At 70.9% G+C, this 23,798-nt stretch carries 19 protein-coding genes and 3 pseudogenes; 10 read left to right on the top strand and 12 right to left on the bottom strand.

Annotated elements, in window-relative coordinates; genetic code table 11:
* Positions 1 to 13: 13 nt before the first annotated feature.
* Positions 14 to 562, bottom strand: a complete 549-nt coding sequence (locus ACYVMZ_RS30105; RefSeq protein ID WP_461085206.1) for a DUF4232 domain-containing protein — start codon at positions 560 to 562, stop codon at positions 14 to 16.
* A 319-nt stretch (positions 563 to 881) separates the two neighbouring features.
* Here ACYVMZ_RS30105 and ACYVMZ_RS30100 point away from each other — a divergent pair.
* Positions 882 to 1,132 (top strand): annotated as a pseudogene (locus ACYVMZ_RS30100) (helix-turn-helix domain-containing protein); the annotation flags it as partial.
* Positions 1,133 to 1,411: 279 nt separating this feature from the next.
* A pseudogene (locus tag ACYVMZ_RS30095) lies at positions 1,412 to 2,013 on the top strand (carbohydrate ABC transporter permease); the annotation flags it as partial.
* 243 nt (positions 2,014 to 2,256) lie between these two features.
* On the opposite strand, the gene ACYVMZ_RS30090 reads toward ACYVMZ_RS30095, so the two are convergent.
* The 3 genes from ACYVMZ_RS30090 to ACYVMZ_RS30080 form a co-directional block, all read right to left on the bottom strand.
* Entirely contained in the window at positions 2,257 to 2,781 is a 525-nt protein-coding gene (locus ACYVMZ_RS30090; RefSeq protein ID WP_461085204.1) for a DUF4396 domain-containing protein, read from the bottom strand.
* 146 nt (positions 2,782 to 2,927) lie between these two features.
* Complete coding sequence (locus tag ACYVMZ_RS30085) at positions 2,928 to 4,361, bottom strand: MFS transporter (protein ID WP_461085202.1); 1,434 nt, start codon at positions 4,359 to 4,361, stop codon at positions 2,928 to 2,930.
* Positions 4,358 to 5,935: a DHA2 family efflux MFS transporter permease subunit gene (locus ACYVMZ_RS30080; RefSeq protein WP_461085200.1), complete on the bottom strand. Its 1,578-nt coding sequence runs from the start codon at positions 5,933 to 5,935 to the stop codon at positions 4,358 to 4,360. Before ACYVMZ_RS30080 ends, ACYVMZ_RS30085 begins: the two co-directional genes overlap by 4 nt.
* A 109-nt stretch (positions 5,936 to 6,044) precedes the next feature.
* Between ACYVMZ_RS30080 and ACYVMZ_RS30075 the strand changes: the two genes are divergently transcribed.
* On the top strand, positions 6,045 to 6,707 hold the full coding sequence (locus ACYVMZ_RS30075; RefSeq protein ID WP_461085198.1) for a TetR/AcrR family transcriptional regulator: 663 nt from the start codon (positions 6,045 to 6,047) through the stop codon (positions 6,705 to 6,707).
* A 78-nt stretch (positions 6,708 to 6,785) separates the two neighbouring features.
* Here the strand turns inward: ACYVMZ_RS30075 and ACYVMZ_RS30070 are convergent, their stop codons facing one another.
* Positions 6,786 to 7,469 (bottom strand): TetR/AcrR family transcriptional regulator, encoded by a 684-nt coding sequence (locus tag ACYVMZ_RS30070; RefSeq protein WP_461085196.1) that lies wholly within the window; start codon positions 7,467 to 7,469, stop codon positions 6,786 to 6,788.
* A 220-nt stretch (positions 7,470 to 7,689) separates the two neighbouring features.
* Between ACYVMZ_RS30070 and ACYVMZ_RS30065 the strand changes: the two genes are divergently transcribed.
* Positions 7,690 to 8,325, top strand: coding sequence for a DUF2218 domain-containing protein (locus ACYVMZ_RS30065; RefSeq protein WP_461085194.1), 636 nt, complete (start codon positions 7,690 to 7,692; stop codon positions 8,323 to 8,325).
* A 63-nt stretch (positions 8,326 to 8,388) separates the two neighbouring features.
* On the opposite strand, the gene ACYVMZ_RS30060 is transcribed toward ACYVMZ_RS30065, so the two are convergent.
* The 3 genes from ACYVMZ_RS30060 to ACYVMZ_RS30050 all read right to left on the bottom strand — a co-directional run bounded on the left by ACYVMZ_RS30060 (position 8,389) and on the right by ACYVMZ_RS30050 (position 10,097).
* Positions 8,389 to 8,679, bottom strand: a complete 291-nt coding sequence (locus ACYVMZ_RS30060) for a DUF3303 family protein (RefSeq protein ID WP_461085324.1) — start codon at positions 8,677 to 8,679, stop codon at positions 8,389 to 8,391.
* A 471-nt stretch (positions 8,680 to 9,150) separates the two neighbouring features.
* Positions 9,151 to 9,846 (bottom strand): AraC family transcriptional regulator, encoded by a 696-nt coding sequence (locus tag ACYVMZ_RS30055; protein WP_461085192.1) that lies wholly within the window; start codon positions 9,844 to 9,846, stop codon positions 9,151 to 9,153.
* The gene (locus ACYVMZ_RS30050; protein WP_461085190.1) at positions 9,840 to 10,097 is read right to left on the bottom strand and encodes a cupin domain-containing protein; all 258 of its coding nucleotides are present in this window, start codon (positions 10,095 to 10,097) and stop codon (positions 9,840 to 9,842) included. Before ACYVMZ_RS30050 ends, ACYVMZ_RS30055 begins: the two co-directional genes overlap by 7 nt.
* On the opposite strand from ACYVMZ_RS30050, the pseudogene ACYVMZ_RS30045 reads away from it, so the two are divergent.
* From ACYVMZ_RS30045 to ACYVMZ_RS30035, 3 genes and pseudogenes are all read left to right on the top strand, one after another.
* Positions 10,075 to 10,161 (top strand): annotated as a pseudogene (locus ACYVMZ_RS30045) (AzlD domain-containing protein); the annotation flags it as partial. The gene ACYVMZ_RS30050 and the pseudogene ACYVMZ_RS30045 overlap by 23 nt on opposite strands.
* Positions 10,162 to 10,302: 141 nt before the next feature.
* On the top strand, positions 10,303 to 10,731 hold the full coding sequence (locus ACYVMZ_RS30040; RefSeq protein WP_461085188.1) for a cold shock domain-containing protein: 429 nt from the start codon (positions 10,303 to 10,305) through the stop codon (positions 10,729 to 10,731).
* A 233-nt stretch (positions 10,732 to 10,964) separates the two neighbouring features.
* Entirely contained in the window at positions 10,965 to 11,783 is an 819-nt protein-coding gene (locus ACYVMZ_RS30035) for a hypothetical protein (protein ID WP_461085186.1), read from the top strand.
* 72 nt (positions 11,784 to 11,855) lie between these two features.
* Here ACYVMZ_RS30035 and ACYVMZ_RS30030 read toward each other — a convergent pair whose 3' ends face one another.
* Positions 11,856 to 13,070: a glycosyltransferase gene (locus ACYVMZ_RS30030; RefSeq protein WP_461085184.1), complete on the bottom strand. Its 1,215-nt coding sequence runs from the start codon at positions 13,068 to 13,070 to the stop codon at positions 11,856 to 11,858.
* Positions 13,071 to 14,118: 1,048 nt separating this feature from the next.
* On the opposite strand from ACYVMZ_RS30030, the gene ACYVMZ_RS30025 reads away from it, so the two are divergent.
* Positions 14,119 to 16,926: a helix-turn-helix transcriptional regulator gene (locus ACYVMZ_RS30025; protein ID WP_461085182.1), complete on the top strand. Its 2,808-nt coding sequence runs from the start codon at positions 14,119 to 14,121 to the stop codon at positions 16,924 to 16,926.
* 47 nt (positions 16,927 to 16,973) lie between these two features.
* Here the strand turns inward: ACYVMZ_RS30025 and ACYVMZ_RS30020 are convergent, their stop codons facing one another.
* On the bottom strand, positions 16,974 to 17,675 hold the full coding sequence (locus tag ACYVMZ_RS30020; protein WP_461085180.1) for an ABC transporter ATP-binding protein: 702 nt from the start codon (positions 17,673 to 17,675) through the stop codon (positions 16,974 to 16,976).
* A 522-nt stretch (positions 17,676 to 18,197) separates the two neighbouring features.
* Here ACYVMZ_RS30020 and ACYVMZ_RS30015 point away from each other — a divergent pair.
* Positions 18,198 to 19,826 (top strand): flavin monoamine oxidase family protein, encoded by a 1,629-nt coding sequence (locus tag ACYVMZ_RS30015; RefSeq protein WP_461085322.1) that lies wholly within the window; start codon positions 18,198 to 18,200, stop codon positions 19,824 to 19,826.
* A gap of 74 nt (positions 19,827 to 19,900) precedes the next feature.
* On the opposite strand, the gene ACYVMZ_RS30010 is transcribed toward ACYVMZ_RS30015, so the two are convergent.
* Together ACYVMZ_RS30010 and ACYVMZ_RS30005 are read right to left on the bottom strand one after the other, a co-directional pair.
* Entirely contained in the window at positions 19,901 to 20,683 is a 783-nt protein-coding gene (locus ACYVMZ_RS30010; protein ID WP_461085178.1) for an ABC transporter permease, read from the bottom strand.
* Positions 20,680 to 21,654: an ABC transporter ATP-binding protein gene (locus ACYVMZ_RS30005; RefSeq protein WP_461085176.1), complete on the bottom strand. Its 975-nt coding sequence runs from the start codon at positions 21,652 to 21,654 to the stop codon at positions 20,680 to 20,682. Before ACYVMZ_RS30005 ends, ACYVMZ_RS30010 begins: the two co-directional genes overlap by 4 nt.
* Positions 21,655 to 21,842: 188 nt before the next feature.
* Here ACYVMZ_RS30005 and ACYVMZ_RS30000 point away from each other — a divergent pair.
* A partial coding sequence (locus ACYVMZ_RS30000; protein WP_461085174.1) for a type I polyketide synthase occupies positions 21,843 to 23,798 on the top strand: 1,956 nt, incomplete at its 3' end.

The raw sequence follows: 23,798 nt of genomic DNA, 5'->3' as shown, positions 1-23,798 counted from the left end.
GACGCCGGACGGCTCAGCCGAACAGCGCGCTGTGCACGTCGCTCTGCCAGTAGGTGACGTAAGCGGAACTGTTGAAGTACACGCCCCCGTTGGGCAGCTGCAGCGTCTCGCGGTTCCCGATCGAGCCGTTCAGCTTCTCGTTCGAGAACGACACGCCCAGGGTCTTGGCGGTGTGGCCCTCGTAGCCGTCGGGCGTGTACGTCCCGATGCCGGCGTAGGCGGACTCTCCGGGAGCCAGTGTCACCACGGCCTGGGGCTTGCTGGACTCATGCCACGGGACGACGGCCTGGGCGCCGGCGCCGGCGGCCAGGAAGGGCGCGCCGTGGGCGTTGCAGGGCTTGGTGCCGGTGTTGGTGGCCGTGAGCAAAAGGTGGTTGATGGGGCGGGGGACATCTTTGACCGTCAGCTTCGTGTTCTGCGTGGTGCAGTCGACGACCGAGGCGGCCCTCTTCGGGGTGGCGGCGGACGCGCCCGCGGCCTGGACAGCGACGAGCGAGAGGGCCGCGGCCACGACCATGGAGGAGGCGGTCGCACGAGCGCTGAAGCGGTTGGTGATACGCATGGAATGCCTGCTTTTCTCTGTTGTTTCGGAAGGTGATCTTCTGGTCCTGGCCGGCGGTGGGGTCCTGCCTCGGAGTGCCGTGTCGACCGGTCGTGCCGCTGCCCGGCCGGATGCCGGGACGCTGCCGTGCGACGGCCTGACTCGAGGCCAATCCGCGTCGGATCAAGACGAGTTCGAAGCACCGTCACCGCTTTGGGCGGGGTGGGGTGCTTGGATGCCCAAAGCCTGTGCCACGCTCCGTCCCATCCGCCATCCCAAGCGGGCTTTTCGGGACGCTGGAACGTTGGAACCGGCTGTGACCTGGGGGAATGGACCCTTCGTGGGACGCCGAACGGAATGGGGGACTTGGTGGGGGGCTGAGGACGCAGCTGATTTCGTGGCGCTGCTGTGCGAGTTGAAGCAGCGTTCCGGGCTGAGCCACGAAGCTCTGGCGAAGCGGGCGCACATGAGTACGTCGATCTCGCACCGCTACTGCACGGGGGAAGGGTGCCGACCGACCACGCGTCCCTCTTGCGCTTCGCGCGGGTGTGCAGGGCGACCCCGGAGGAACTGGTCGAGCTGCACCGGCGCTGCCCGGCCTCCCATGGTCGCGGACCTGGGCGGCCTTCGCGGCTGACCACAGCAGGTAAGGAGGACCAGTTATGCGCGGTGTCGTGATGCGCGCCCCCGGAGATGTCCGGGTGGAACAACGTGAGGACCCGAAGATCGTCGAGCCGACGGACGCGGTGATCCGCCTTTCGGCGAGCTGCGTCACAGCGAGCCGTTGGCGGAGTGCCAGAGCGAGCCGCAGCAGCAGGCCGGTGACGAGGGCGAGTCCGATGAGGGTCTCCGCGCTGCCCAGTTGTCCAGATCAGCCTCGGTGTCGTCGTGATCGCCGTCGTCCTGCCCTGTTCAACGCCTACGCCCTCGGTATCGGCCGCATCCGATGGCGTACCGCGTTCCTCGCGTTCTTCCTCGGGGTCAACGTCCTGCCGCAGGAAGGGCTGGTCCATCCCATCTACTACCTGTTCAAGGAACTGGGCCTCTACGACGGCAAACTCGGCTACACCATCCTGGTCGGCATCACCTACAGCGCCTTCGGCACCTACCTGCTCTCCTCCGTCTTCTCCGGCTTGCCCCGCGAACTCATCGAAGCCGCCTCCCTCGACGGCGCGGGCCGCTGGACCATCCTCTGGCGCGTCGTCCTGCCCATGAGCTGGCCCACCCTGTCGGTGATGTGCGTGTTCTTCTTCGTATGGAGCTGGAACGAATTCCTCTACCCGCTCGTCCTGCTCATCTCCAACGACAACCAGACCGTCCCCCTCGGCCTGTCCGTCATGCAGGGCCAGTACACCAGCGACCCCACCGCCCTGAGCGCGGCCGCCCTCCTCGGCGTCGTGCCGATGATCGTCTTCTTCCTCCTCTTCCAGCGCTCCCTCACCCGCGGCCTGACCGCAGGAGCCGTGAAGTAACCCCCGCGAAGGGCCCATGCCGCCCCGGATCCGGACCTACCGCCCCGCACCCGGATATGGGGTACAGCCATCCCCACCGACCGAACCGTGCCCCGGCGGCAACGCCCCACTATCAGCGGCCAGCACCTCTTCCAGCCTCGGCACTCGGCGACCGGCCACGACGGGCGGGGTGTCACAGACGCGCCTTGGGCGCCCCGGGACCCACGGGGCGCCCCAGGCGCGTTGTGCCGGTCCGGCTGACGGTCAGTGGTAGGCGTGGACGACGGCGTGGCCCTTGCCGCGGCCGATCATCCACTTGTTGACCGGGGTGGTGATCAGGAAGGCGACCGCGAAGCCGCCGAGCAGGGCGGACCAGAACAGTCCGTCGGAGAGGTGCGCGTCCATGGCGCCCGGGGTGAGGGCGATGATGGCGTTGTCGACGAACTCCATCACGGCGATGGAGACGGTGTCGGCGGCGAGCGCGACCTTGATCGCGGTCTTGAGGCTCAGGCCGGCCCGGATGACCGCGAACAGCGTGAAGGAGTAGCCGAAGAGGAACGCCAGCGTGATCGCCAGGACCATGGTGGGCACGTTGCCCCACAGCAGGGCGGTGCCGATGACCATGCCGAGGATCTCGCCGATGGCGCAGCCGGTCAGGCAGTGCAGCGTCGCCTTCACAGCCGTTCCCCAGGACGCCCCAGTGTGCCCGCCGTGCTCGGCATGACCGTGGTGGCCCTCGTGGGTGGCGTGGTCGTGTGCGGTGCCGGTGTGGTGAGCGCTGTGGTCCATGACCTCTTCCCCATGTTCGTCCGGAGTGGTGTGGCCGGGGCACCCGAGCCCCACAGCTCTGAACGATATACCCCCCGGGGGTATTCCGCCAGGTGTGTAACGCGTGGGCGGGCGGCCGGGTGGAGGGCGGTCCGGGCGGGGATGCGTCAGTGCACGTGCGGGCCTCCGGCCGGCCGCGGCTTGCCGCGCGGTACGAGTCCCAGGGCCACCGCGGCGCTCGCGGCCGCCGCGAGGAGGCAAACGGTGAAGGCGTCCGTGAAGCCGCCGGCGGAGGCGGACTCGATGCCCGAGGCGGCGACCGTGGAGACGACGGCCACGCCGATCGAACCGCCCACCTCGTGGAAGGTGTTGACGACCCCGGAGGCGAGGCCCGCCTCGTGGTGGTCGATCATGCCCAGCGCGGTGGTGGTGGCGGTGACGAAGACCGTGCCGAGGCCGAAAGAGGCCACGACGAAGCCGGGCAGCAGAGCTCCGTACACGCTGCCGTCGGCGGACAGCCGGGTCAGCGGTACGGATCCGGCCGCGGCGATGGCCATGCCGCCGACGGCGACGGCACGGCTGCCGATCCGGCCGACGACCCGGGAGGCGAGGTGGGCGCCGAGGCCGGTGGCCACGGCCACGGGCAGGAACACCAGGCCGGTCTCGAGCGGACTGAAGCCACGGACGTGCTGGAGGTAGACCGAGCCGAGGAAGAAGTACGCGATCAGCAGGGCGGTGGCGATCAGCATCAGGAACGCGCCCGCGAGGACCGGGCGCCGGGTGAACATCCGCAGGTCCATCAGCGGGGCCCGGCTCGCCCGTTCGACCGCGGCGAACCCTGCGTACAGCCCCACCGCGGCGGCCAGCGGCAGCAGCGTGGCCGGGTCGGACCAGCCGGCGTCACCCGCCTCCGTCAGGCCGTAGATGAGCAGGCCCGTGCCGGCGGTGACCAGGAGCGCGCCGGGAATGTCGAGCCGGGCCGGCCGCGGGGCGCGGGCGGGGACGAGCGCCGGCAGGGCCGCGAGGACGGCGAGGCCGATGGGCACGTTGATGTAGAAGACCCACTGCCAGCCGGGTCCGTCGGTCAGCGCGCCGCCGATCAGGACGCCGGCCGCCGCGCCCGAGCCGCCGATCGCGGCCCACACGCCCAGGGCCTTGGTGCGCTCGGTGCCGTGGAACGTGGTGGTGACGATCGACAGCGCCGCGGGGGAGAGCAGGGCGGCTCCGACGCCCTGGGCGATCCGCCCGCCCACCAGCACGGCCGCGCCCTGGGCGAGTCCGGTGACCAGGGAGGCGGCGGTGAAGACCGCGAGCCCCGCGAGGAGCGTGCGGCGGGCGCCGAGGGCGTCGGCGAGGCGGCCGCCGAGCAGCATCAGACCGCCGAAGCACAGGGTGTACGCGGTGACCGCCCAGGTCAGCGTCGCCCGGTCCAGGTGGAGGTCGGAGGCCATGTCGGGCAGCGCGACGTTCACCACCGTGACGTCGAGGATCAGCATGAACTGCGCGACGCAGATGAGGGCCAGAGCTGCCCAGCGGCGCGGGTCGGCCGGCGGCCGGTGATGTTCCGGCGCGTGGTGTGTGCCGGTCGCGGGATGAGTCATGAGGCGTCCTTGTCGCGAGAGACGGAAGCAGTACGGGAGGGTGCGAAGACGAGCGCCGTGACGATGCCGAGCGCGGTGACGCCGACCCCGGTGGCCATCGCCGGGCCCAGGCCGTCGACGAACGCCCGGCGAGCGGTGTCGGCGAAGGCCGTCCCGGCCTCGGCGGGCAGGTGGCGGGCGACGGTGAGCGCCGTACCCAGGGACTCCTGGGCGGAGGCGAGCAGGTCGGACGGCAGGGCGGTGCTGTGCGGATCCGCGGCGAGGCCGCTCCGGTAGCGGTCGGAGAGCAGGCTGCCGCTGACGGCGACGCCGGCCGCCGCACCGAGCTGGATCGATGCGGTGTTGGTGGCCGAGCCGACGCCGAGATCGGCGTCCGGCAGAGAGCCGACGATCGCGTCGCTGGTGGAGGTGATGACGAACCCGGCGCCTGCCCCGAGCAGCAGCAGCGCCACGAGGATCCGCCCATATCCGTCGCCGGCGCCGGTGGTGCCCAGGACCGCGGCGGAGGCGAGCAGCAGAGCGAGCCCGGCCGCCGACACCGCCCGCAGCCCGGCACGCGGCAGCAGTACGCCCGCCAGTGGCCCGGTGACCAGCAGGGCGAGCGCCGCCGGGCCCAGCCGCAGCCCGGTCTGGCCGGCGCTGTGACCGAGGACGAACTGCAGGTACTGCACGACCACGAACAGCGTGCCGATGAGCGTGAACGCCCCCGCCAGGATGAGCACGTCACCGACCGCCAGAGCCCGGTGCCGGAAGATGCGCGGCGGCAGCATCGGGGCAGCGCCGCGCCGCTGCCAGGCGAGAAACGCGCCGAGCAGCAGTGCGCCGGCCGCGAAGGCGCAGAGCACGGCGGGACTGCTCCAGCCCCGGTCCGGTCCCTCGATCACCGCCCACAGCACGCTCGCGACGGCCACCACGGACAGCACAGCGCCCGCCCAGTCCAGCCGCCGGGCCTCCGGCGCCCGCGAGTTCGGCACCAGGAAGGCGGCCGCGACCAGGCCGGCGAGCCCGATCGGCAGGTTGATCAGGAACACCGAGCCCCACCAGAAGCCGCTGAGCAGCCAGCCGCCGACCATCGGCCCGATCACGGTGCCCACGCCCACCGCCGCCGACCAGATCCCGATCGCCTTGGTGCGCTCGGCGCCGCGCGGGAAGACGTTCCCGATGATCGCGAGTGTGGCGGGCATGATCAGCGCCTCGCCGACCCCCATCGCCCCGCGTGCCACGATCAGCGCGGTCACGGAGCCCGCGTACGCGGCGGCGACGGAGGCGGCCGTGAACAGGGCCAGACCGGCCATGAAGACCCACTTGCGGCCCAGCCGGTCGGCGACCGCACCGCAGAACAGCACCAGGCTGCCGGACATCAGCAGATAGCTGTCGACAATCCACTGCAACTCACTGGTGGACGCGCCCAGTTCACCCACCAGGGTCGGCAGGGCGACATTCAGCACGGTGGTGTCCAGCCCCACCAGCAGCAGGCTCACGCCGAGCACGGCCAGGGTGAGCCACCGCCTCGAGGCGCCAGGCGGAGCCCCGGAGCTTGGCGGCGCGGTGAGCGGATGAGCGGTCGAGGACACGGGATCTCCTCCCGGCATGGGGGCGGACGCGGTCTGCCTCCGCCACAACTGAACTGTACGGAACAGTACATATGAACAGTTCAGTTCAGTCAATTGCTAGGATCGGTGCATGAGCGTGGACAGCGTCAAACAGCCCCCCAGCGGCCCCCGCGCCCAACTCAAGCGGCAGGCCATCGTCCGAGCGGCGCGCGAGCTCTTCCTGCGCGACGGCTTCGGCGTCGGCATGGACGCCATCGCCGCCGAGGCGGGCGTGTCCAAGGTGACCGTCTACAACCACTTCGGGAGCAAGGAGGCGCTGTTCACCGCGGTCATCACGAGCGCGCTGGACGAGCCCCTCGGTCATGCCTCATCGGCCGCGCTGGAAGGGCTGGCCGAGGCCGAGGACCTGCGTACGGCCCTCATCGACGCCGCCCGCGCCTGGGTGCACGCCGTCCGGACGAACAAGGATGTCATCGCCCTGCGCAACCTCGTCGCCGCCGAACAGCACCGCTTCCCCGAGCTCGGCCGCGCCTGGCACGGCCATGGTCCGGAGGGCCATCACCCGGCCGTCGCCGGCGCCCTGCGCACGCTCGCGGACCAGGGACGGCTGGTCGTCCCCGACCTGGAGGCGGCGATCATCCAGCTGTACGCGCTGCTGGTCTTCCCCCACATGGTCTTCAGCACGTACGGCACCCACATCGACGACGACCTCACCGACCGCCTCATCGTCAGCGGCGTCGACATGTTCCTGGGGTACTACGGTCCGCGACACCAGGCAGGCGGCCAGATGTGAGGGGGCGGTCCGGTCCGCGCAGGGCCTGACCGGCGACCTCGCTCCTCAACCCGCCGAGGGCTGTCCGGACCTCGCTCCTCAACCCGCCGAGGGCGGTCCGTGGGTGGAGTGGTGGCCGTGCTGGTGCGACGGGTGTGCGGAGTCGGCGGCGTCCTCGGCGTGCCGGGAGTCTTCCGAGGTGCCGGCGGGGCCGGGGCGTACGCCGGCGAGGGTGACCGTGACGAGCCGGTGGACCGCGGCCTTGGACGGCAGGCCGCCCGCCGCGGTGAGGGCGTGGAGGCAGTAGCTCGCGAGCTCGCCGGGCGCGATGTCGTCGCGGACGTCACCGGCCCGCGCGCCGTCGGCCAGCAACTCCTCGACCATGCCGTGGAGTCGCCGCTGTGCCTGGGTGACCTGCCGATCCTGGTGCAGGAACGCGGCGAGGTCGCTGTCGTGGTGCCCTCGGGAGGCGTGGGAGATGAGGGCGAACGCGCGCAGTACGGCCTCCAGCCGCCGACCGGCGCCCTCGGTCCGGTCCCGGACCTCGGCGAGCCGGTCGAGGTGGTGGTTGATCTGCCGCTCGTGCCAGGTGAGCAGGATCGACTCGACGTCCGGGAAGTACTTGTACAGCGTCGCGCGGCCGATCCCCGAGTCCTTGGCGATCCGCGACATCGTCACCGACGTCAGCCCGTGCTCGGCGACCAGCGCCGCGGTGGTGTCCAGGACCGCGGCGCGTACGGCGGCGCGGTGGGCGTCGATCGTCTCGTTCCACAGCTTGGGCACGGCCCCAGCATACGGTCCGGCGTCACCGTGACACTGTGCATTGACATAGACAGTGTGTCTCGATAAAGCTGGGCCTGTCACGGGCATCGGGACGATCAGGCCCGACGGGGGTGCGGCCATGGCCGGCGCGCTGCCCGCGCGGACCCAACCAGGTGCGCCCCAGGGCGCCCGTCCGTCCTGCGGGCGGATGTGACCTGCGGGCGGATGTGAAAGGAACGCCATGCCGACCGCCGAAGCCCGCGTCGAGACCGAGCGCCCCAGCCGGTACCTCGTCCAGCTCTGCAAACACTTCTCCACCAAGGGCCGCCACCTCGGTCACCGGCCACGCGCCCACATGGGCGGTGACGCGCAAGCGCTCCGTGACATGCGGGCCGTCGCGGAACAGGCGCAGGTCGAATGGACCGACACCGAGGGGCACGTCGGCCTCCCTTGGGGCCGGATCATCCTGCGGGCCGCCTCGGGCGCGCTGACGCTGCGGGTCGAAGCCGTCGACGAGGAGGACCTGAGGCGGCTGCAGGACCTTGCCGGCGGGCATGTCGAGAGGTTCGGCCGACGCGACGGGCTGCAGGTGCGCTGGCAACGACCGGAGTCTCCTGCGGTTCCCGCAGAGGCCGTCGACACCGCCGGGGTGCCGGGCCGGGGAGCCGTGCCGCGCCGCAGGCACCTCAGGGTGACGGGCATCGTGGCCCTCGTCGCGCTCGTTCTCGCCGTACACCTGGGATGGGGCGGGGTCGTCCTGGCGAACTGGCAGTGGATCGGCTGGGCCGTCGGCGGCGTCCTGGCAGTCGTCCTCGGGAAGGCCGCGCTCCTGGGCGGGTTCGCCCTGCGCCGCGGCCGAGCCACGAAGAGCCGCTGAACGGCTGCGAGGCCGCGCACTCGCAGTGGCCGCAGGTCATGCCGGACACCTTGTAGATCGTGTTCAGGTGAGCTTCGACAGGCCCCTCTCGAGGTCCTCGTTGTTCATGACCGGGAAGATCTCGACCTTGGCGCCGAGCTCTGTGAAGAACGGCTCAGCTGTGGGCGGAAGCTCGGAGCTGTCCTTCATGTCGACGACGAAGAAGCAGGTTCGCCGGCCTTCCTCGGGCCCGTAGTAGGCGGCCTCTGGCTTGAGCCGGTCCAGGGTCTGCTTCATCAGCTCCGGCATCCTGCCGCTGCGGATGGCTTCGGAGCCCTTCTCGGTGTCGAGCATCACCTTGACCATGACGCGCATCGCGGTCACCAACCTCTGGTTGCCGTGTGGAGTGGGCACGTACGGAGTTGCACGGCCTCAGGCTATGGGCGCTATGCGCCCTTTGCCCGTTCACTACTCCATCGGAAGCAGACACCGTTCAGGGAGCGGTCTGCCGCGCACGACGGACTGGTTCGAGGCTTAGCTGGGCGGCCATGGGGCGCCACGCCGAACCGGGGTACTGAACCCCGCACGGCACGGTGACGCGGCGTCAGCTCCAGCCGTCGAAAGGCCAGGATGATCCCCGGCGGCCTTCGAGCTGCCCCGCACACACCCGGCCCTTGCGGCCGGGCGTCGTTGCTGGTCGCCCCGGCGTGGGACATCTGATGACCAGCGCCGCAGTCCTCGCGCACGTGGAGGCCGAAGAGGCTCACCGCGCCACGGACACGGAGGTTCCGTCCCGGCCCGCCGCGATGAGCGAGTTGGAAGCCCCCGGTCCCGTCGGCCTCTCCGTCAGATGTCCGTTCGTGGTGCGCGCATGCGGTACTCGTTCGGGCTGACGCCGTGTTCCCTCTTGAACGCGGCGCTGAGCGCGAAGGCGTTGGCGAAGCCGGCGCGGGCGGCCACCGCGGAGAGAGTGGCGTCGCCTTCGTGCAGCAGGTCGGCGGCCAGGGCGAGGCGGCGCTGTCGTAGACAGGTCATCGGTGGCTGCCCGACCAGGGCGCTGAAACGCCGCGCCAGGTTCGCCCGGGACACGCCGGTCTTCGCCGCGAGCGCCGGCAGGGTCCACGGGTGGGCCGGGTGGGCGTGCAGCAGGCGCAGGGCGGGGCCGACGACGGGGTCGCTGTGGGCCCGGTACCAGGCGGGGACCGCCGCGCCGGGGCGGGTGAACCAGGCGCGCAGGGCGGTGATGAGCATCAGGTCCAGCGTCCGGTCGAGCAGGATCTGCTGCCCGGGTTCCTCGCGGGTGATCTCCTCGAAGGCCGTCCGGCTGCCCGGGCAGGTGCCCACGTCCGCCTCGATCACGGCGAGCGGCGGCAGGGCCGCGAGCAGCCGGGCCGGTACGCCGCCGTCCACGGTGTACAGACCGCTGAGCAGCAGGGTGCTGTCCGGATCCGCCGGGTCCCAGGGATCCGTGCCCGGAATCCGGGCGCCGACCTGGTCCTCGCCCTGCGCCGTCGTACAGCGGCCCCCGGCACGGATCACCACCTCCGGCTCGGTGGCCGGATCGTCCGCGATGACGTACGGCGCGCCCCCCCCGCCAGGACTGCGACGTCACCGGCACCGAGCCGTACCGGGTCACCGTCCTGCGGGACGACCCGGACCGAGCCGTGCAGGAGCACCGCGAGGGCCAACGGTGACCTTCCCTGACCGCCGGGGAACAGGCCCGCTCCTGATCCGGGCGGCGCATTCTCTGACCTCCTCCCGTGCCCTGGCCCGTTGGCGGCCCTGACCGTCACCGCCGGCCTGCACCTGTGGCGCCGCAACGCCCTGCTGAGCGTCCTCGGCGGCACGGCCGTCCACCGTGCACGTCGAGCGCGTCGACGGGCCTACGGGAAAGACAGGGGTCGTATCTCGCGGCGAGGCTGTGTAGGTTCGCCCGCGAGGCGACCCGCGCGCGGGATCCCTCGTTTGTAGTGGTGTTGTCGCTGGAGGTGTTGGGCTGTGTTGATGACTGGCAAGGTGCTGCGTTTCGACGAGGTCCGTGGGTACGGATTCATCGCACCGGCGGAGCCGGGCGAAGACGTCTTCATGCACGCGAACGACCTGCTCGACGAAAAGTACCTGTATCACGAGGGAAGCGAAGTCGAGTTCTTCATGGAGATGGGGGAGAAGGGCCCGAAGGCCTCGCAGATCCGGCTGATCTACCAGCCGTCCGCGAACCGGATCCCCCACCGTCCCGCCGTGGCGGGCGAATCGGCCGAGGACCGGACGGGCGAGAGCGGCGATGCCGCGGGCGACACCGCACAGTTCCGCGCCGATCTGACGGAAGCACTGGTCGAGTCCGTCGATTCGCTGACTGCCGCGCAGATCAAGCAGATTCGAGGCCGCGTGATCGAACTGGCCCGGTCCAGGGGCTGGCTGACCTCCTGATAAGGGCTCGGTAGGGGTATTCGCGCAATGCCCTCCCATGACTAACCTGGATTGCTGAACGGACGTCCGGCGCCTGGTATTTCACGTGTCGTTCGTCTTTCCCGGCAGTGGGTGTCCGGAACGGCGGACCGTTTGCACGGTGCGTCGTTCCGGACGGCCCGGAAGGGGTCGACCTCGCGCCGGGGCCGGGCACGTCGACCTGTGCCACGGAACCAGGGAATGAGGAATGCATCATGGGCGATCTCGAGTTCTGGGAGGAATTGCGTCCCGGAACGACCGGAGAGCTGGTTCTCGCGATCGACATCCCGTCCGGACAGAACGAGGCGGGCTTCCGGGAACTGGTCCCCCTGCTGGACACCGGGCACACCGTGTGGCGTGCCCGGGAGCAGACCGACGTCTCGGTGGTCGGTGACGGTCTCGCCGCCTACCTCGAGCCCTGGGCGGAGGCGGTGCGGTCCGCCGGGCTGCGGGTGCGCGCGGTGCTGGGCCACCGGGTGGGGTCCGTCCTCGCCGGGGCGCTGACCGAGATGCTCGGCGACGCCGCGGGACCGGTCCCGTGCGTGCTGTTCGATCCGGAACTGGTCGACACCGAGCGGGTGGTGGCCGAGTGCCGGCGCCTGCTGGCCGACGACCCGGGGCTGCTGACCGCGTCCGCGGCCGGTGGCCTCGAACGGGACCTGGACCGTGCGGCGCAGACCTGGCCCGACGATCCCGCGGCGGTGGCCGCGCGCTTCCGGTCGGTCTTCCTGCGGGCCGCCGCACAGCCGGAGGTGCGGGACCGGGCGACGTTGCACGGTCTTCACCGGGCCGCGCACCGGCTGTCCGTCCTGGCCCTGACCGAGACCTACGACGTGCTCCCCGTGTGGGCCCGCTGCACCGCGCTGAGTTCGTCGGACCCCGGCCACGGGCTCAGCCGGACCCGGGCCGCCCTGGTGCTGCCCGAGGCGCGGTTCGTCGCCCGGGAGATCACCCTCGGGCACGGCCCCGTCGAGATGCTCACCAGCCCCGCCGTCGCCCGGACGGCATCGGAACTGCTCAGCCGTCCGCGGTAGGCCACGGACCGCTGAGCAGCGCGTCGGCGGCCCGGCCGGGACGGGTTCCCGGCCGGGCCGCCGACGCGCTGCTCACAGGACGGTTTCCTCGCGGCGTGCCGCGGGTGCGTCCTGCTGCCCCGTCCGGCCGGGCCATGGGAGGTAGACCAGCACCTCCGTCGCGAGGAACCGCAGGACGAACGTCGTCAGCAGGGCGAGGGCCGTGGCGGGCAGCACCGCCATGTGCGCGCCGCCGACGAGCAGGGCGATCAGAGGGACCCGCAGGACGAGATCGGCGTTGGACAGCAGGGCGAAGCGGCCCAGGCGGTTCGCCCAGTGCCGGCCCGTCCGCCGGTCGCGGAACAGCAGCAGGTCGATGAGGGTGAAGTTCCACAGCACCCCGAACTGGTTGGCCACGATCTCGGCCGGTACGTAGTGCATGCCGAGGGCCGTCAGGACGGCGAGGCAGGCCAGGTTCGGCACGAACCCGCTCAGCCCGATCAGACCGAAGGCGACCAGGCGCGCCATGTGCGTCGCCGTACGCAGCGAGACGAGATGGGCGAGGTAGCGCAGGCCTTCGCGGACGGTGGACTTCGACTCGCCGGCGAACCGTTCCCGGAAGGAGAACGGCACTTCGGCGACGGTCCGCGGGCGGCACCGGACCGCGAGCTCCAGGAGGATCTTGTAGCCGAGCGGCCGGAGGATCTCGGCGCGGGAGTGCACCAGGCTGCGGCGGATCGTGAAGAAGCCGCTCATCGGGTCGCTGATGCCCCGCAACGCCGACGGGAACAGGGACTTGGCCAGGAGCGTCGAGCCGCGTGACACGACGACGCGGTAGCCGCCGGAGAGCCCGGAGTTGCTGCCGCCCTCGGCGTACCGGCTGGCGACGACGAGGTCGGCCCCGGTCCGGATGCCCGTGCGGACCAACTCCGGTACCAGGGACGGCGGGTGCTGAAGATCGGCGTCCATCACCACGATCCAGTCGGTCGTGGCGGCCTTCATGCCCTCGACGACGGCGCCGCCCAGCCCGCCGGTGGGGTGCTCCCGGTGGATGACCGAGACCGGGAACGGGAAGTCGGCGGCGGCCTGCTCGATGACCTGTGGGGTGTCATCGGTGCTGTCGTCGACGAACAGGACCTCGTAGGAGTGCTCCGCGGGCAGGCCGGCGGCGAGCTGGGTCAGCAGTTCGCGTATGTTGCCGGCCTCGTTGAAGGTCGGGATGACGACGGTCGTGTCGCCGCCCCCGGTCTCGGGGACGGGGGTGTGCGGTGACGGGACGCGGGCGTCCCCGGTGGGCCGTCTCGGCATGGTCTTCCTCTGCGGTCTGCGCGCGGGGATGCCCGCGGACGGAGGTGGTCAGGACGTGCCGGCCGCCCGGAGAGGAGGGGGAGGGGCCCCAGGGGAGCACGGCACGGTCCGCCGCCGCGTCAGGAATGCGTCACGGCTTCGGTGATGACTCGTCGGGGAATCCGGGGCCGACGGCTGCCGCGGCAGTCGTTCGTCTCCGGACGCTATCGGCGGCGCGGTTTCATCTCCACCCCTAGCCTTCCCCTAAAGGTTTTCGCGGGGCCTGTCGTGGCTCGCTCGGCCGACCGGAGGCGGGCGGACCTCGGGTATTCAATGGTTCGCCGTTCCCGAGGTCCGGGATCGTTCGTCGTAAATGCTCTTCTTGACGGCGGGGGCCGCTTCGGCTCATCCCCTGATACGCCCCCTTCCGGGCCGCCGCGGGGAAGCGTGACCCACGTCGCAGGGAGAATGATCACGGGGCTGTGATTTCGATCGCTCGGGGTTGCCGGGAGTGAATCCCGGCCGCTTGCCGGGGCACTTTCCCTGGGAGGACGGACCGGTTGCTCTGGGTAGCCGTGGTGCGAGAGCATCTGCGCACCGCACGGGCGGGGCGCCGGTGCGGGCCCGAGCGGCGACCGTGCGGCGTCCGGACCCTGTCCGGGGCCGCTGCCACGGGTTTCGCACCGGTGAACCGCCGGCCTCCCGCTTTTGTACGTGCCTGAAACCGTGGCAGCGGCAGCTCACCGTTACAAGCGGAATTGTTTACTCACTGTTTGCGGTGCCGGTGTGGCCTATATAGCACAGGTCGGTGCCCGGACGGTAGACCTGAATGGCGGGTAGGTCGATGCATTTGGTCGGTACCGGGGCTTCTTTCGGGTCTACCTTGTCCGCCGGATTCGGTCATAGTTGATGTTGGCCCTTGCGGCTTGAGGGATCTCTGTGGGGAAACTGTCCGGGCCGCCTTGGTCTGGTGAAAACGGGTTTGAGTCAGTTTTCGTTGAGCCGGTTTTCGCCATTCGGACACCATTAGATTTGCCGGGGCGTGCTCATACGGGGAGGTAATTGAGCGATGAGGTTGGTCGAGCGGACTGATGAATTCGCTCTGCTGGAGGAGATACTGTCGGGCATCGACGGCGCCCAGTCCCGGGTGGTCGCCGTCACGGGTCCGGTGGCGTCGGGGAAGAGTGAGCTGCTGAACTTCGTCGTCGACCGGGCGGAGTCGGCAGGTTGCACGGTCCTGAAGGCGACCGGGCTTCGGGCGGAGCAACGCACGCCGGCGGCCGTGCTCGGCCAGCTGCTGCTGGAGAGCGGACTGCCGCCGGAGCACCTGGAGCGGGTCGAGAAACTACTCGACGACGCCCGTTTCTCCGCGATGCTGCGCGACCCCGATTCCGAGCAGGACGAACACATCCGGCCTCACACCCTGCGGGCGCTGACCACGCCGCTGGTGAACCTGGCCCAGGAACGTCCTGTCGTCGTGGCGGTGGACGACGTCCAGTACGCGGACATCCCGTCCCTGCAATTCCTGCAGTACGCCCTGCACGAACTGCGGACGAAGCCGGTGGTCTTCGTCCTGGCCTGGCGGACCGGACCGCACCGGATGCGTCCCCTGTTCGGCGCCGAGCTGCTGCGCCACCCGGGACTGATCCGCGTACCGCTCGCCCTGCTCGGCCGGCGGGGCGTGGAGGAGCTGCTGGACGAGTGTCTGGACGAGGACGGCGCGCAGTGGCTGGGCGCGGAGATCCACCGCCTCAGCGGCGGCAACCCGCTGCTGGTGCGGGCCCTGGTCCACGACCTCCTCTTCGAAGGGGCGCACGGTGGCCGCAGACGGCGTCCCCCCGCCGCGCCGGTGACCGGCGACGCCTTCCAGCAGGCCGTGCTCAGCTGCCTGTACCGAGCGGAGTCCACCGTGCTCGCCGTCGCCCGGGGCCTGGCGCTGCTGGGCGAGGCCGTCCGCCCGGAGACCCTCGCCGGGCTGCTGGATCTGGACGCCGAGACGGTCGCGCCCTGCCTGCGGGAACTGGAGGGGATCGGACTGGTCGACGGCGGGGCCTTCCGCTGTCCGGCCGCGCGGGAAGCCGTCCTGGACGACCTGCCGGGTGAGGACCGGGCGCGTCTGCACCGCCGCGCCGCCGTCCTGCTGCGGCAGGAGGGTGCCGAGGCGGCCGTCGTGGCACGGCACCTGGTCGCCGCGGACGACATCGTCGACCCGGACTTCCTGGACGTGCTGTGGGAGACGGCCGTCAAGGCCCGCACCGCCGACGAGGTGTCCCTGGGCATCGCCGGCCTCCAGCTGGCCGACCACGCCTGCCCCGGCGGACCGCGCCGCAGCGAGATCCTCGCCGAACTGACCCGCCTGACCTGGCGGTTGCGCCCCTGCGCGGTCGGCGCCCCGGTACGTGCGATGCAGGCCGCCTTCGAGGCCGGATGGCTCGGCGAGCGGGAGGTGGGCCTGCTGGTCCTCGGCCTGCTGTGGCAGGGCCGGCTCGACCAGGCCGCGGACGTCGTGCGCAAGGCCGAGGGAGCGTACGGCGACTCACGCGCTCTCGCCCTCGGCGGCGTACACGCCACCCTGCGCTCGACCTACCCCGGTTTGCTGGAACGTATCGGTGTCGAGCTGCGGCCCGCCGCCCTCGAGGCTAACGATGTCATGGCCCCTACAGGCCGGGACGCGGCCGACCGCGCGGGGGCGGCCCTGGCCGCGCTGTTGAGCGGCGGCGGACAGGCCAGGCACTGCGCCGACCTCGCGGAACGGTTGCTGGAGAGCGGCCGGCTGAGAGACGCCTCACTCGACGCGTACACCGTGGCGCTGTCCGTACTTCTCTACGCGGACCGGCTGGACAAGGCACGGCACTGGTGCGAAACCCTGCTGCGCGAGGCCGGGAAGCTGGGTGCCCCCGGCTGGCAGGCGCTGCTGTCGGCGACGGCCGCGCAGGTGGCGCTCCGGCAGGGCATCCCGGCGGACGCGGTGCGGCACGCCGAGAACGCGCTGATGTGGATGCCGCCCCACACCTGGGGGGTGGGCATCGGCGCCCCGCTGGCCACCCTGATCTCCGCGCACACCGCGATGGGGCAGTACGAGCAGGCCGCCGAACACCTCGACCGGCACGTCCCCGACGACCTGCCGGACACCCGCTACGGCCTCCAGCTGCGCTACGCACGGGGCGAGTTCTACGCGGCCGTGGGCCGCAGCCAGCTCGCCCTGGGCGACTTCCTCGCCTGCGGCGACCTCATGACGCGCTGGGGCATCGACACCCCGGCCTTCCTGCCGTGGCGGTCGGCCGCGGCGGAGATGCACCTGCGCGCCGGCCGGGACGTCGAGGCCGAACGCCTGGCCAGGGAGCAGCTCGCCAAGTGCGGCCCGGGCCCGTCCCGTACCCGGGCGCTCACCCTGCGCGTGCTCGCCGAGGCGACGGGACTGCGGCGCAACCACGCGCTGCTGCGCGAGGCGGTGACGGAACTGGAGGCCTGTGAGGATCGGCTGGAGCTGGTCCGGGTGCTGGGGGCGCTGAGCCGCTCCTACCACGCCCTGGAAGAGCTCGGCCAGGCCCGCATGATGGCCCGGCGGGCCTGGCACCTCGCCCGGGGCATCGGAGCGGAGGCGCTGTGCTCCCAGCAGTTGCTGCCCTGCGGTGAGGACGAGACGGCGACGGAGCACGACAGCCCCGCCACCGGCAGCGCGGCCGACGAACTGACCGACGCGGAACGCCGTGTGGCCTCGCTGGCGTCCTTCGGGCACAGCAACCGCGAGATCGCCAGAAAGCTCTTCATCACCGTCAGCACGGTGGAACAGCACCTCACCCGGGTCTACCGCAAGCTCAACGTGTCACGGCGCAAGGACCTGCCCCACGAGCTGTTCGCCGACGTGGCCGGCTGACCCCCGGCCGGTCGCGGCACAGGCCGCCGCCCGGCGCCGGACGTACGTCACACGCGGTAGGAGGCGACCACCCGGTCGTCACGGATCCGCACGACGTGGTCGGCGATCCGGTCGGCGGCCTCCTGCGACCGCGTGGAGAACACCACGGTGCCCGTGGAGGCGGTGAAGCGCCCGACGACCCGGCGGATGACCACCTCCGACGCGTCGTCGACGTCCTCGAACGGGTCGCACAGCAGCAGCAGTCGGGGGATGTGCAGCAGCGCGCATCCCAATGCCGCCCGGGCACGTGGCCCGGGCGGCAGTGTGTGGGCGGGGACGTCCTCCATGTCCCGCAGCTCCAGCGCGTCCAGGAGCTGGGCCGTGCGCTCGTGCGCCGTCTCGCGGTCCAGTCCGTGCGCGACGCCGGCTTCCACCAGGGTGTCGTGGACCGAGCTCTCTCCCGACGGCATGTCCCCGGGCGCCAGGCCGACCAGGCGGGCGGTGGCCTTCGGGTCCTCCTGCGGGTTCACGCCGTACACCGTCACGCACTCCCGCGGACGGGACCGCTCGAGCAGACCGGACAGGAACGCGGCCGCCGAGCCGTCCTCGGACACGGCCGCGGCGCACACCCGGTGCGGAACCCGGAACACGTGCCGCTCGCTCGGCACCCCGTCCGCCGCGTCCGGCGCCCAGTCGTCGACCTCGAGGGCGGCCGTCGGCTCGCGGTCGTCGTCCTGCCCGGTCCCGCTGTCAGGGCGATGGTCGAGCACCGGAAAACATCGGCCTTCCGCCCCTGGATGCATGAAATCTCCTGGTCACGATTGTGGTTGACGTTGTGTCGAGCGGTGATCTAGTTTTCAAGCATGCAGCTGCATAGGGCTGCTGGGGACGTGGGGGCTTGCTGATCCAATCCTTTCACGTTTCACCCGGATTTCGTACAGTCTTCGGAACTGATACAGCGCTACTAAAGTAGCCGGTACACCCCGCAACGGGTATGGGTGTAGCTCCCAAAGGCCTCGTGGCCGATCTGCCGTCGAACAGGCATGCGGGCAGGTGCGCGAAATCGTACAGAGGTGCTGACCAGGTGTTACCGACGGTTTTCGGTCACGCCCGGGGTGGTCTCGCGGGCTCGCGGGGGCCCGTAAGGGTTCATAAGGGGTTTCCTCGCTCCCTGGGGGCGCGGACATAATCGAGGAACCTACTGCCGGACCGGCTCTCATCTCGGTCAGAGGAGTACCCCGTTGGTCGCCCTCAACAGTAGTTTGTGCCCCGTGGCGGAGGATTCCGTCACCATGCTGGGCCCGGACTTTCCCTTCCCCTATGACGAGTGGCTGTCCCATCCGGATGGCCTCGGAAGAATTCCGGAGGAATATGCGGGAACGCCGGTCGCGGTCATAGGCGGGGGGCTGTCGGGTCTTGTCGTCGCCTACGAGCTGATGCGCCTCGGAATGAGGCCCGTCCTCTACGAGGCGGGGCAGATCGGCGGCCGGATGCGCTCCCCGGCCTTCGACGACCGGCCGGACGTCACCGCCGAACTCGGCGCCATGCGCTTCCCCACGTCGGCCGCGGCCTTCAACCACTACCTGAACCTGGTCGGGCTCGAGACCCGCCCGTTCCCCAACCCGCTCACCCCCGCCAGCGGCAGCACCGTCATCCATCTGGGCGGCGAACGGTACTACGCCCGTCGGCCCGAGGAACTCCCCGACATCTACCAGGAGGTCGGGGCCGCGTGGGACAAGGCCCTGCAGGAGAAGGCCGAGTTCTTCGCCATGAACGACGCGATCCGCCGCCGCGACGCGGAGGCCATCAAGGCGATCTGGAACCCGCTGGTACGCGAGCTCGACGACGAGTCGTTCTACGGATTCCTCGCCCGCACGTCCGCGTTCCAGTCCTTCCGGCACCGCGAGATCTTCGGCCAGGTCGGATTCGGGGCGGGCGGCTGGGACACGGACTTCCCCAACTCCATCCTGGAGATCCTGCGGGTCGTCTACACCGGCGCGGAGGACGACCACCGGCTCATCGTCGGCGGCTCCCAGCAGCTTCCGCTCGGCCTGTGGACCCACCGGCCCGACGACCTCGCGCACTGGCCCGCCGGAACCTCCCTGGAGTCGCTGCACCGCGGCGCACCGCGCGGCGCCGTCCGGCGCATCGAGCGCACCGCCGGCGGCATCGGGATCCACGAGGCCGACGGCACCACGAGCGTCTTCCCGATGGCCGTCTACACCCCCCACAAGCGCACCCTCGTCACCAACGTGCGCTGCGCCGCGGAGCTGCTGCCGCGGCAGGTCTGGACGGCCGTGGAGCGCAGCCACTACATGGGCTCCTCCAAGCTCTTCGTCCTCGTCGACCGGCCCTTCTGGCGCGATCGCGACCCCAGGACCGGGCGTGAGGTGATGAGCACGACCCTCACCGACCGCATGCCGCGCGGCCTCTACCTCTTCGACGACGGCCCCGACCGACCCGGTGTCATGTGCCTGTCATACACGTGGAACGACGACTCGCTGAAGATGGCGCCGCTGACCGCCGAGGAGCGGCTCGACAGCGTCCTCGACGCACTGTCCGAGATCTACCCGGACATCGACATCCGCTCGCGCATCATCGCCCCGCCGCGCACGGTGACCTGGGAGACCGACCCCCACTTCATGGGTGCTTTCAAGGCCAACCTGCCCGGCCACTACCGCTACCAGCGGCGCCTGTTCACCCACTTCATGCAGGACGGGCTGCCCCGGCACCAGCGGGGGCTCTTCCTCGCCGGCGACGACGTCTCGTGGACCGCCGGGTTCGCCGAGGGCGCCGTCACCACCGGGCTGAACGCCGTGTGGGGCGTCATGCACCATCTCGGCGGCGGCTCCTGGCCGGCCAACCCGGGCCCCGGCGACCGCTTCCCCGACCTCGCGCCGATCGACCTGCCCGACGACTGACCCGCCACCGACCGCACACGCCACGGCCCCGGGAGACGCTCCCGGGGCCGTGGCCCGTCGTACGGCCGGCGCGGTCAGGCCTGGGCGCGCCGCAGGAAACCGCGCATGCCCAGCGCGCCGAACAGCGCGATCGCCGCCCCGAGCACCAGCAGGGACACCGGCAGCGGAACGTGCTCCCCGGACGCGCCGGTGACCGCCCGCATGCCCTCACTGGCGTACGACAGCGGATTGGCACCGCAGATCACCTGGAACCAGCGCACCTCGCCCAGAGCGAGCAGCGGGTACTGGGTCGAGCCGGTGAACAGCAGCGGCATCAGCACCAACGTGAACATCACGTCCACCTTGTCGCTGGAGACCGACGTGCCCAGCACCATCCCGATCGCGGCACCGGCGAGCGCCCCCAGACCGGCGATCACCAGCGCGGCGGCGATCTCGGCCACCGACCAGGACAGGCCGAGCAGCGCCAGCCCCACCGGCGTCATGATCACCGCGGCGACCAGGCCGTACAGTGCGCCGAAGAGCATCTTCTCCGCCGCCACCAGCCACAGCGAGATCGGCGACAGCAGCCGGTCCTCGATCTCCCGCGTGTACGAGAAGTCCACCACGAGCGGCAGAGCCGTGTTCTGCATTCCCCCGAGGAACCCGTTCAGGGCGAGCACACCCGGCAGCAGCACGGAACTGTAGTCGCCGTCCACATAACCGGCGTTGTTCAGCAGCACACCGAACACGAACAGGGTGGAGAACGGCTGGATGACGGCCTGGCCGATGAAAGTGGGGAACTGCCGCAGGGTGACGAAGACGTCCCGCCACATGATGGCGCCGAACGTCTGGAGCTGCGGTACGCCCGTTGAGTTCATCTCAGGTTCTTTCCGGTGAGATGGAGAAAGACGTCCTCCAGGGACGCCTTTCCGATGCCGATGTCGATCACGCGGTGGTCACGCCCGGTCAGCACCGCGAGCGCCGGCGGCAGGACCTGCACGGGATCGGATTCCGTGTGGATCCGGAACCGGTGCACACCGGGGGAGTCCACGGCCGCGTCCTCGACGTCGACCCGCTCCACGGCCGGCAGCTCCGACAGCAGCTTGACCACCTGCTCCGGACCCTGCGGCGCCTCGACGGCCAGCGACAGCGGCGCGTGCTCGGGCAGCAGCCGGCCCAGCCCCTGCGGGGTGTCCAGGGCCAGCATCCTGCCCCGGTCCACGATGCCGATACGGTCGCAGAGCTTGGCCGCCTCGTGCATGTCGTGCGTGGTGATGACCACCGTCACGCCCTGCTCGCTGAGTTCGGCCACCCGGTCGTGCATGAAGAGGCGGGCCTGCGGATCGAGGCCCGTGGCGGGCTCGTCCAGGAACAGCACGCTGGGCCGGTGGATCAGCGCCCGGGCGATCATCACCCGCTGCGCCTGCCCGCCCGACATGTCGTCGATCTTCGCCTTCCGGTAGGCGGACAGGCCCATGCGCTCCAGAAGTTCGTCGGCACGCCGCCGGCGCTCCGCCCTCGGCACACCGTGGTAACCGGCGTGGAACAGCAGGTTCTGACGCACCGTCAACGACCGGTCCAGGTTGTTGCGCTGCGGCACGACCGCCAGCACGCGCCTGGCCGCACGGGGCCGGGCCACCACGTCCACACCGTCGATCACCACACGGCCGGACGTGGGCCGCACCCGTGTGGTCATCATGCCCACGGTGGTGCTCTTTCCGGCGCCATTGGGCCCGAGCAGACCGAACACCTCACCCCGGCGCACGTCGAAACTCAGTCCGTCCACCACGCGCCGTGAATTCGGAGAATACTGTTTCACCAGCTCTTCGACCCGGATAGCCTTATCCACTCTCGTCACCCTAAAGGCCATCCCAGCAGCGCAGAACCCCTGTCTCCGGCCTCGCGTAGGGGTTTCTTAGGGGTGCGCCCGGCAATGCCCCGACTGCTAGCCTGCACAGGCATTTTAGGGAAACCCTGCCCGAAAACCGGGCGGGCATTGTCAAGACGTTACCCGGTTCCGCGCTACGGAGTGAAACAATGAGCGACTTCGAGGAATTCGCAGCCCGTTCTCACCCGGAGCAGCAGGAATCCGGACACGAACCCGACGCCGCACCACCCGCACCCGAGGCCGCCGCCGCGCTGCGCACCCGCCTCGACGGACGTTCCAAGGCTGAGCAGGAGCGCATCCTCCGTGCCCTCGTGACCGACCAGCTCACCGCCGTGCTCGGCGACCGCCCGGCCGGCGAACTGACCCGCCCCTTCCTCGACCTCGGCCTCGACTCCCTGACCGCCGTGGAACTGCACCGCCGGCTCCAGCGGGCCACCGGCCTCACCCTGCCCGTCACCGTCGTCTTCGACCATCCCAGCGCCGACTCCCTCGGCCGCCACCTGCGCACCGAACTCCTCGACGGCACCGACGACCTCCACCAGCCCGTCGCCGCCCGAGCGGCCGACGACGAACCCATCGCGATCGTCGCGATGAGCTGCCGACTGCCCGGTGGCGTCGAAAGCCCCGAAGACCTCTGGCAGTTGGTGGCCGAAGGCGTGGACGCCATATCCGACTTCCCCGACAACCGCGGCTGGGACACCGACTCCTTCTACGACGACGACCCCGACCGCCCCGGCACCAGTTACGTCCGGCAGGGCGGTTTCCTGCACGAGGCCGACGAGTTCGACGCCGACTTCTTCGGCCTCTCGCCACGCGAGGCCCTCGCCATGGAACCGCAGCAGCGCGTGCTGCTGGAGACGGCCTGGGAGGCCTTCGAACGGGCGGGCATCGACCCCCGTTCCCTGCGCGACTCGGACACCGGCGTCTTCGTCGGCGCCGAGACCCAGGAATACGGCCCCCGGCTGAGCGACGCCGCCGACGGCCTGGAGGGCTATCTCGTCACCGGCACCGCCGCCAGCGTCGCCTCCGGGCGCATCGCCTACACCCTCGGGCTGCAGGGACCCACCATGACCGTGGACACGGCGTGCTCGTCGTCCCTGGTGGCCCTGCACCTGGCCGTACGGGCCCTGCGGCAGGGCGAATGCGCCCTGGCCCTGGCCGGCGGCGTGGTCGTGATGGCCTCACCCGGCTCCTTCCTGGCCTTCAGCCGCCAGCGCGGCCTGGCCCCCGACGGCCGCTGCAAACCTTTCGCCGAGTCCGCGGACGGCACGGCCTGGGGCGAGGGCGCCGGCATGCTGGTCCTGGAACGCCTCTCGGATGCCCGGCGGAACGGGCACCGGGTGCTCGGGGTGGTGCGGGGCTCGGCCGTCAACCAGGACGGTGCGAGCAACGGGCTTACGGCCCCCAACGGCCCGTCCCAGCAGCGGGTGATCCGGGCCGCGCTCGCCGACGCCGGGCTGACGGCGGGTGATGTGGACGCTGTTGAGGCGCACGGTACGGGCACGCGGCTGGGGGATCCGATCGAGGCCCAGGCGCTGATCGCCACGTATGGGCAGGGGCGCCCTGCGGATCAGCCGCTGTGGCTGGGGTCGTTGAAGTCGAACATCGGTCATACGCAGGCCGCCGCGGGCGTGGCCGGTGTGATCAAGATGGTGATGGCGATGCGGCACGGTGTGCTGCCGCGGACGCTGCACGTGGATGCGCCGAGTTCGCAGGTGGACTGGTCGGCCGGTGCGGTGGAACTGCTGACCGAGGCGCGGGACTGGCCGGAGCGTGACGGTGCCCCGCGTCGGGCGGGTGTGTCGTCGTTCGGGATGAGCGGGACGAACGCGCATGTGGTGCTGGAACAAGCGCCGGTCGAGGAGCCCGCGCGGGAGGTAGAGGCCGGGGAGCCGGTGCTGCCCGGTGTGGTTCCGGTGGTGGTGTCGGGTCGGTCGCCGGAGGCGTTGCGGGGACAGGCGGCCCGGCTGCGGGAGTGTCTGGAGTCCGAGTCGGCCGCTGAACCGGCGGATGTGGGGTGGTCGTTGGCGGTTGGGCGGTCGCGGTTCGAGCATCGGGGTGTGGTGCTGGCCGGGGACCGGGAGGGGCTGCTGGCTGGTTTGGAG

The sequence above is a fragment of the Streptomyces deserti genome, assembly GCF_054782695.1.
Note: the sequence above shows the minus strand (reverse complement) of the source record. Positions and strands in the feature narration are given on the sequence as shown.

Bases quoted from the DNA above. Each gene is read 5' to 3' on its own strand.
- ACYVMZ_RS30105 (WP_461085206.1), bottom strand. From the start codon at position 562: ATGCGTATCACCAACCGCTTCAGCGCTCGTGCGACCGCCTCCTCCATG.
- ACYVMZ_RS30090 (WP_461085204.1), bottom strand. From the start codon at position 2,781: ATGGACCACAGCGCTCACCACACCGGCACCGCACACGACCACGCCACC.
- ACYVMZ_RS30085 (WP_461085202.1), bottom strand. From the start codon at position 4,361: ATGACTCATCCCGCGACCGGCACACACCACGCGCCGGAACATCACCGG.
- ACYVMZ_RS30075 (WP_461085198.1), top strand. From the start codon at position 6,045: ATGAGCGTGGACAGCGTCAAACAGCCCCCCAGCGGCCCCCGCGCCCAA.
- ACYVMZ_RS30065 (WP_461085194.1), top strand. From the start codon at position 7,690: ATGCCGACCGCCGAAGCCCGCGTCGAGACCGAGCGCCCCAGCCGGTAC.
- ACYVMZ_RS30060 (WP_461085324.1), bottom strand. From the start codon at position 8,679: ATGCGCGTCATGGTCAAGGTGATGCTCGACACCGAGAAGGGCTCCGAA.
- ACYVMZ_RS30035 (WP_461085186.1), top strand. From the start codon at position 10,965: ATGGGCGATCTCGAGTTCTGGGAGGAATTGCGTCCCGGAACGACCGGA.
- ACYVMZ_RS30030 (WP_461085184.1), bottom strand. From the start codon at position 13,070: ATGCCGAGACGGCCCACCGGGGACGCCCGCGTCCCGTCACCGCACACC.
- ACYVMZ_RS30025 (WP_461085182.1), top strand. From the start codon at position 14,119: ATGAGGTTGGTCGAGCGGACTGATGAATTCGCTCTGCTGGAGGAGATA.
- ACYVMZ_RS30015 (WP_461085322.1), top strand. From the start codon at position 18,198: ATGCTGGGCCCGGACTTTCCCTTCCCCTATGACGAGTGGCTGTCCCAT.
- ACYVMZ_RS30010 (WP_461085178.1), bottom strand. From the start codon at position 20,683: ATGAACTCAACGGGCGTACCGCAGCTCCAGACGTTCGGCGCCATCATG.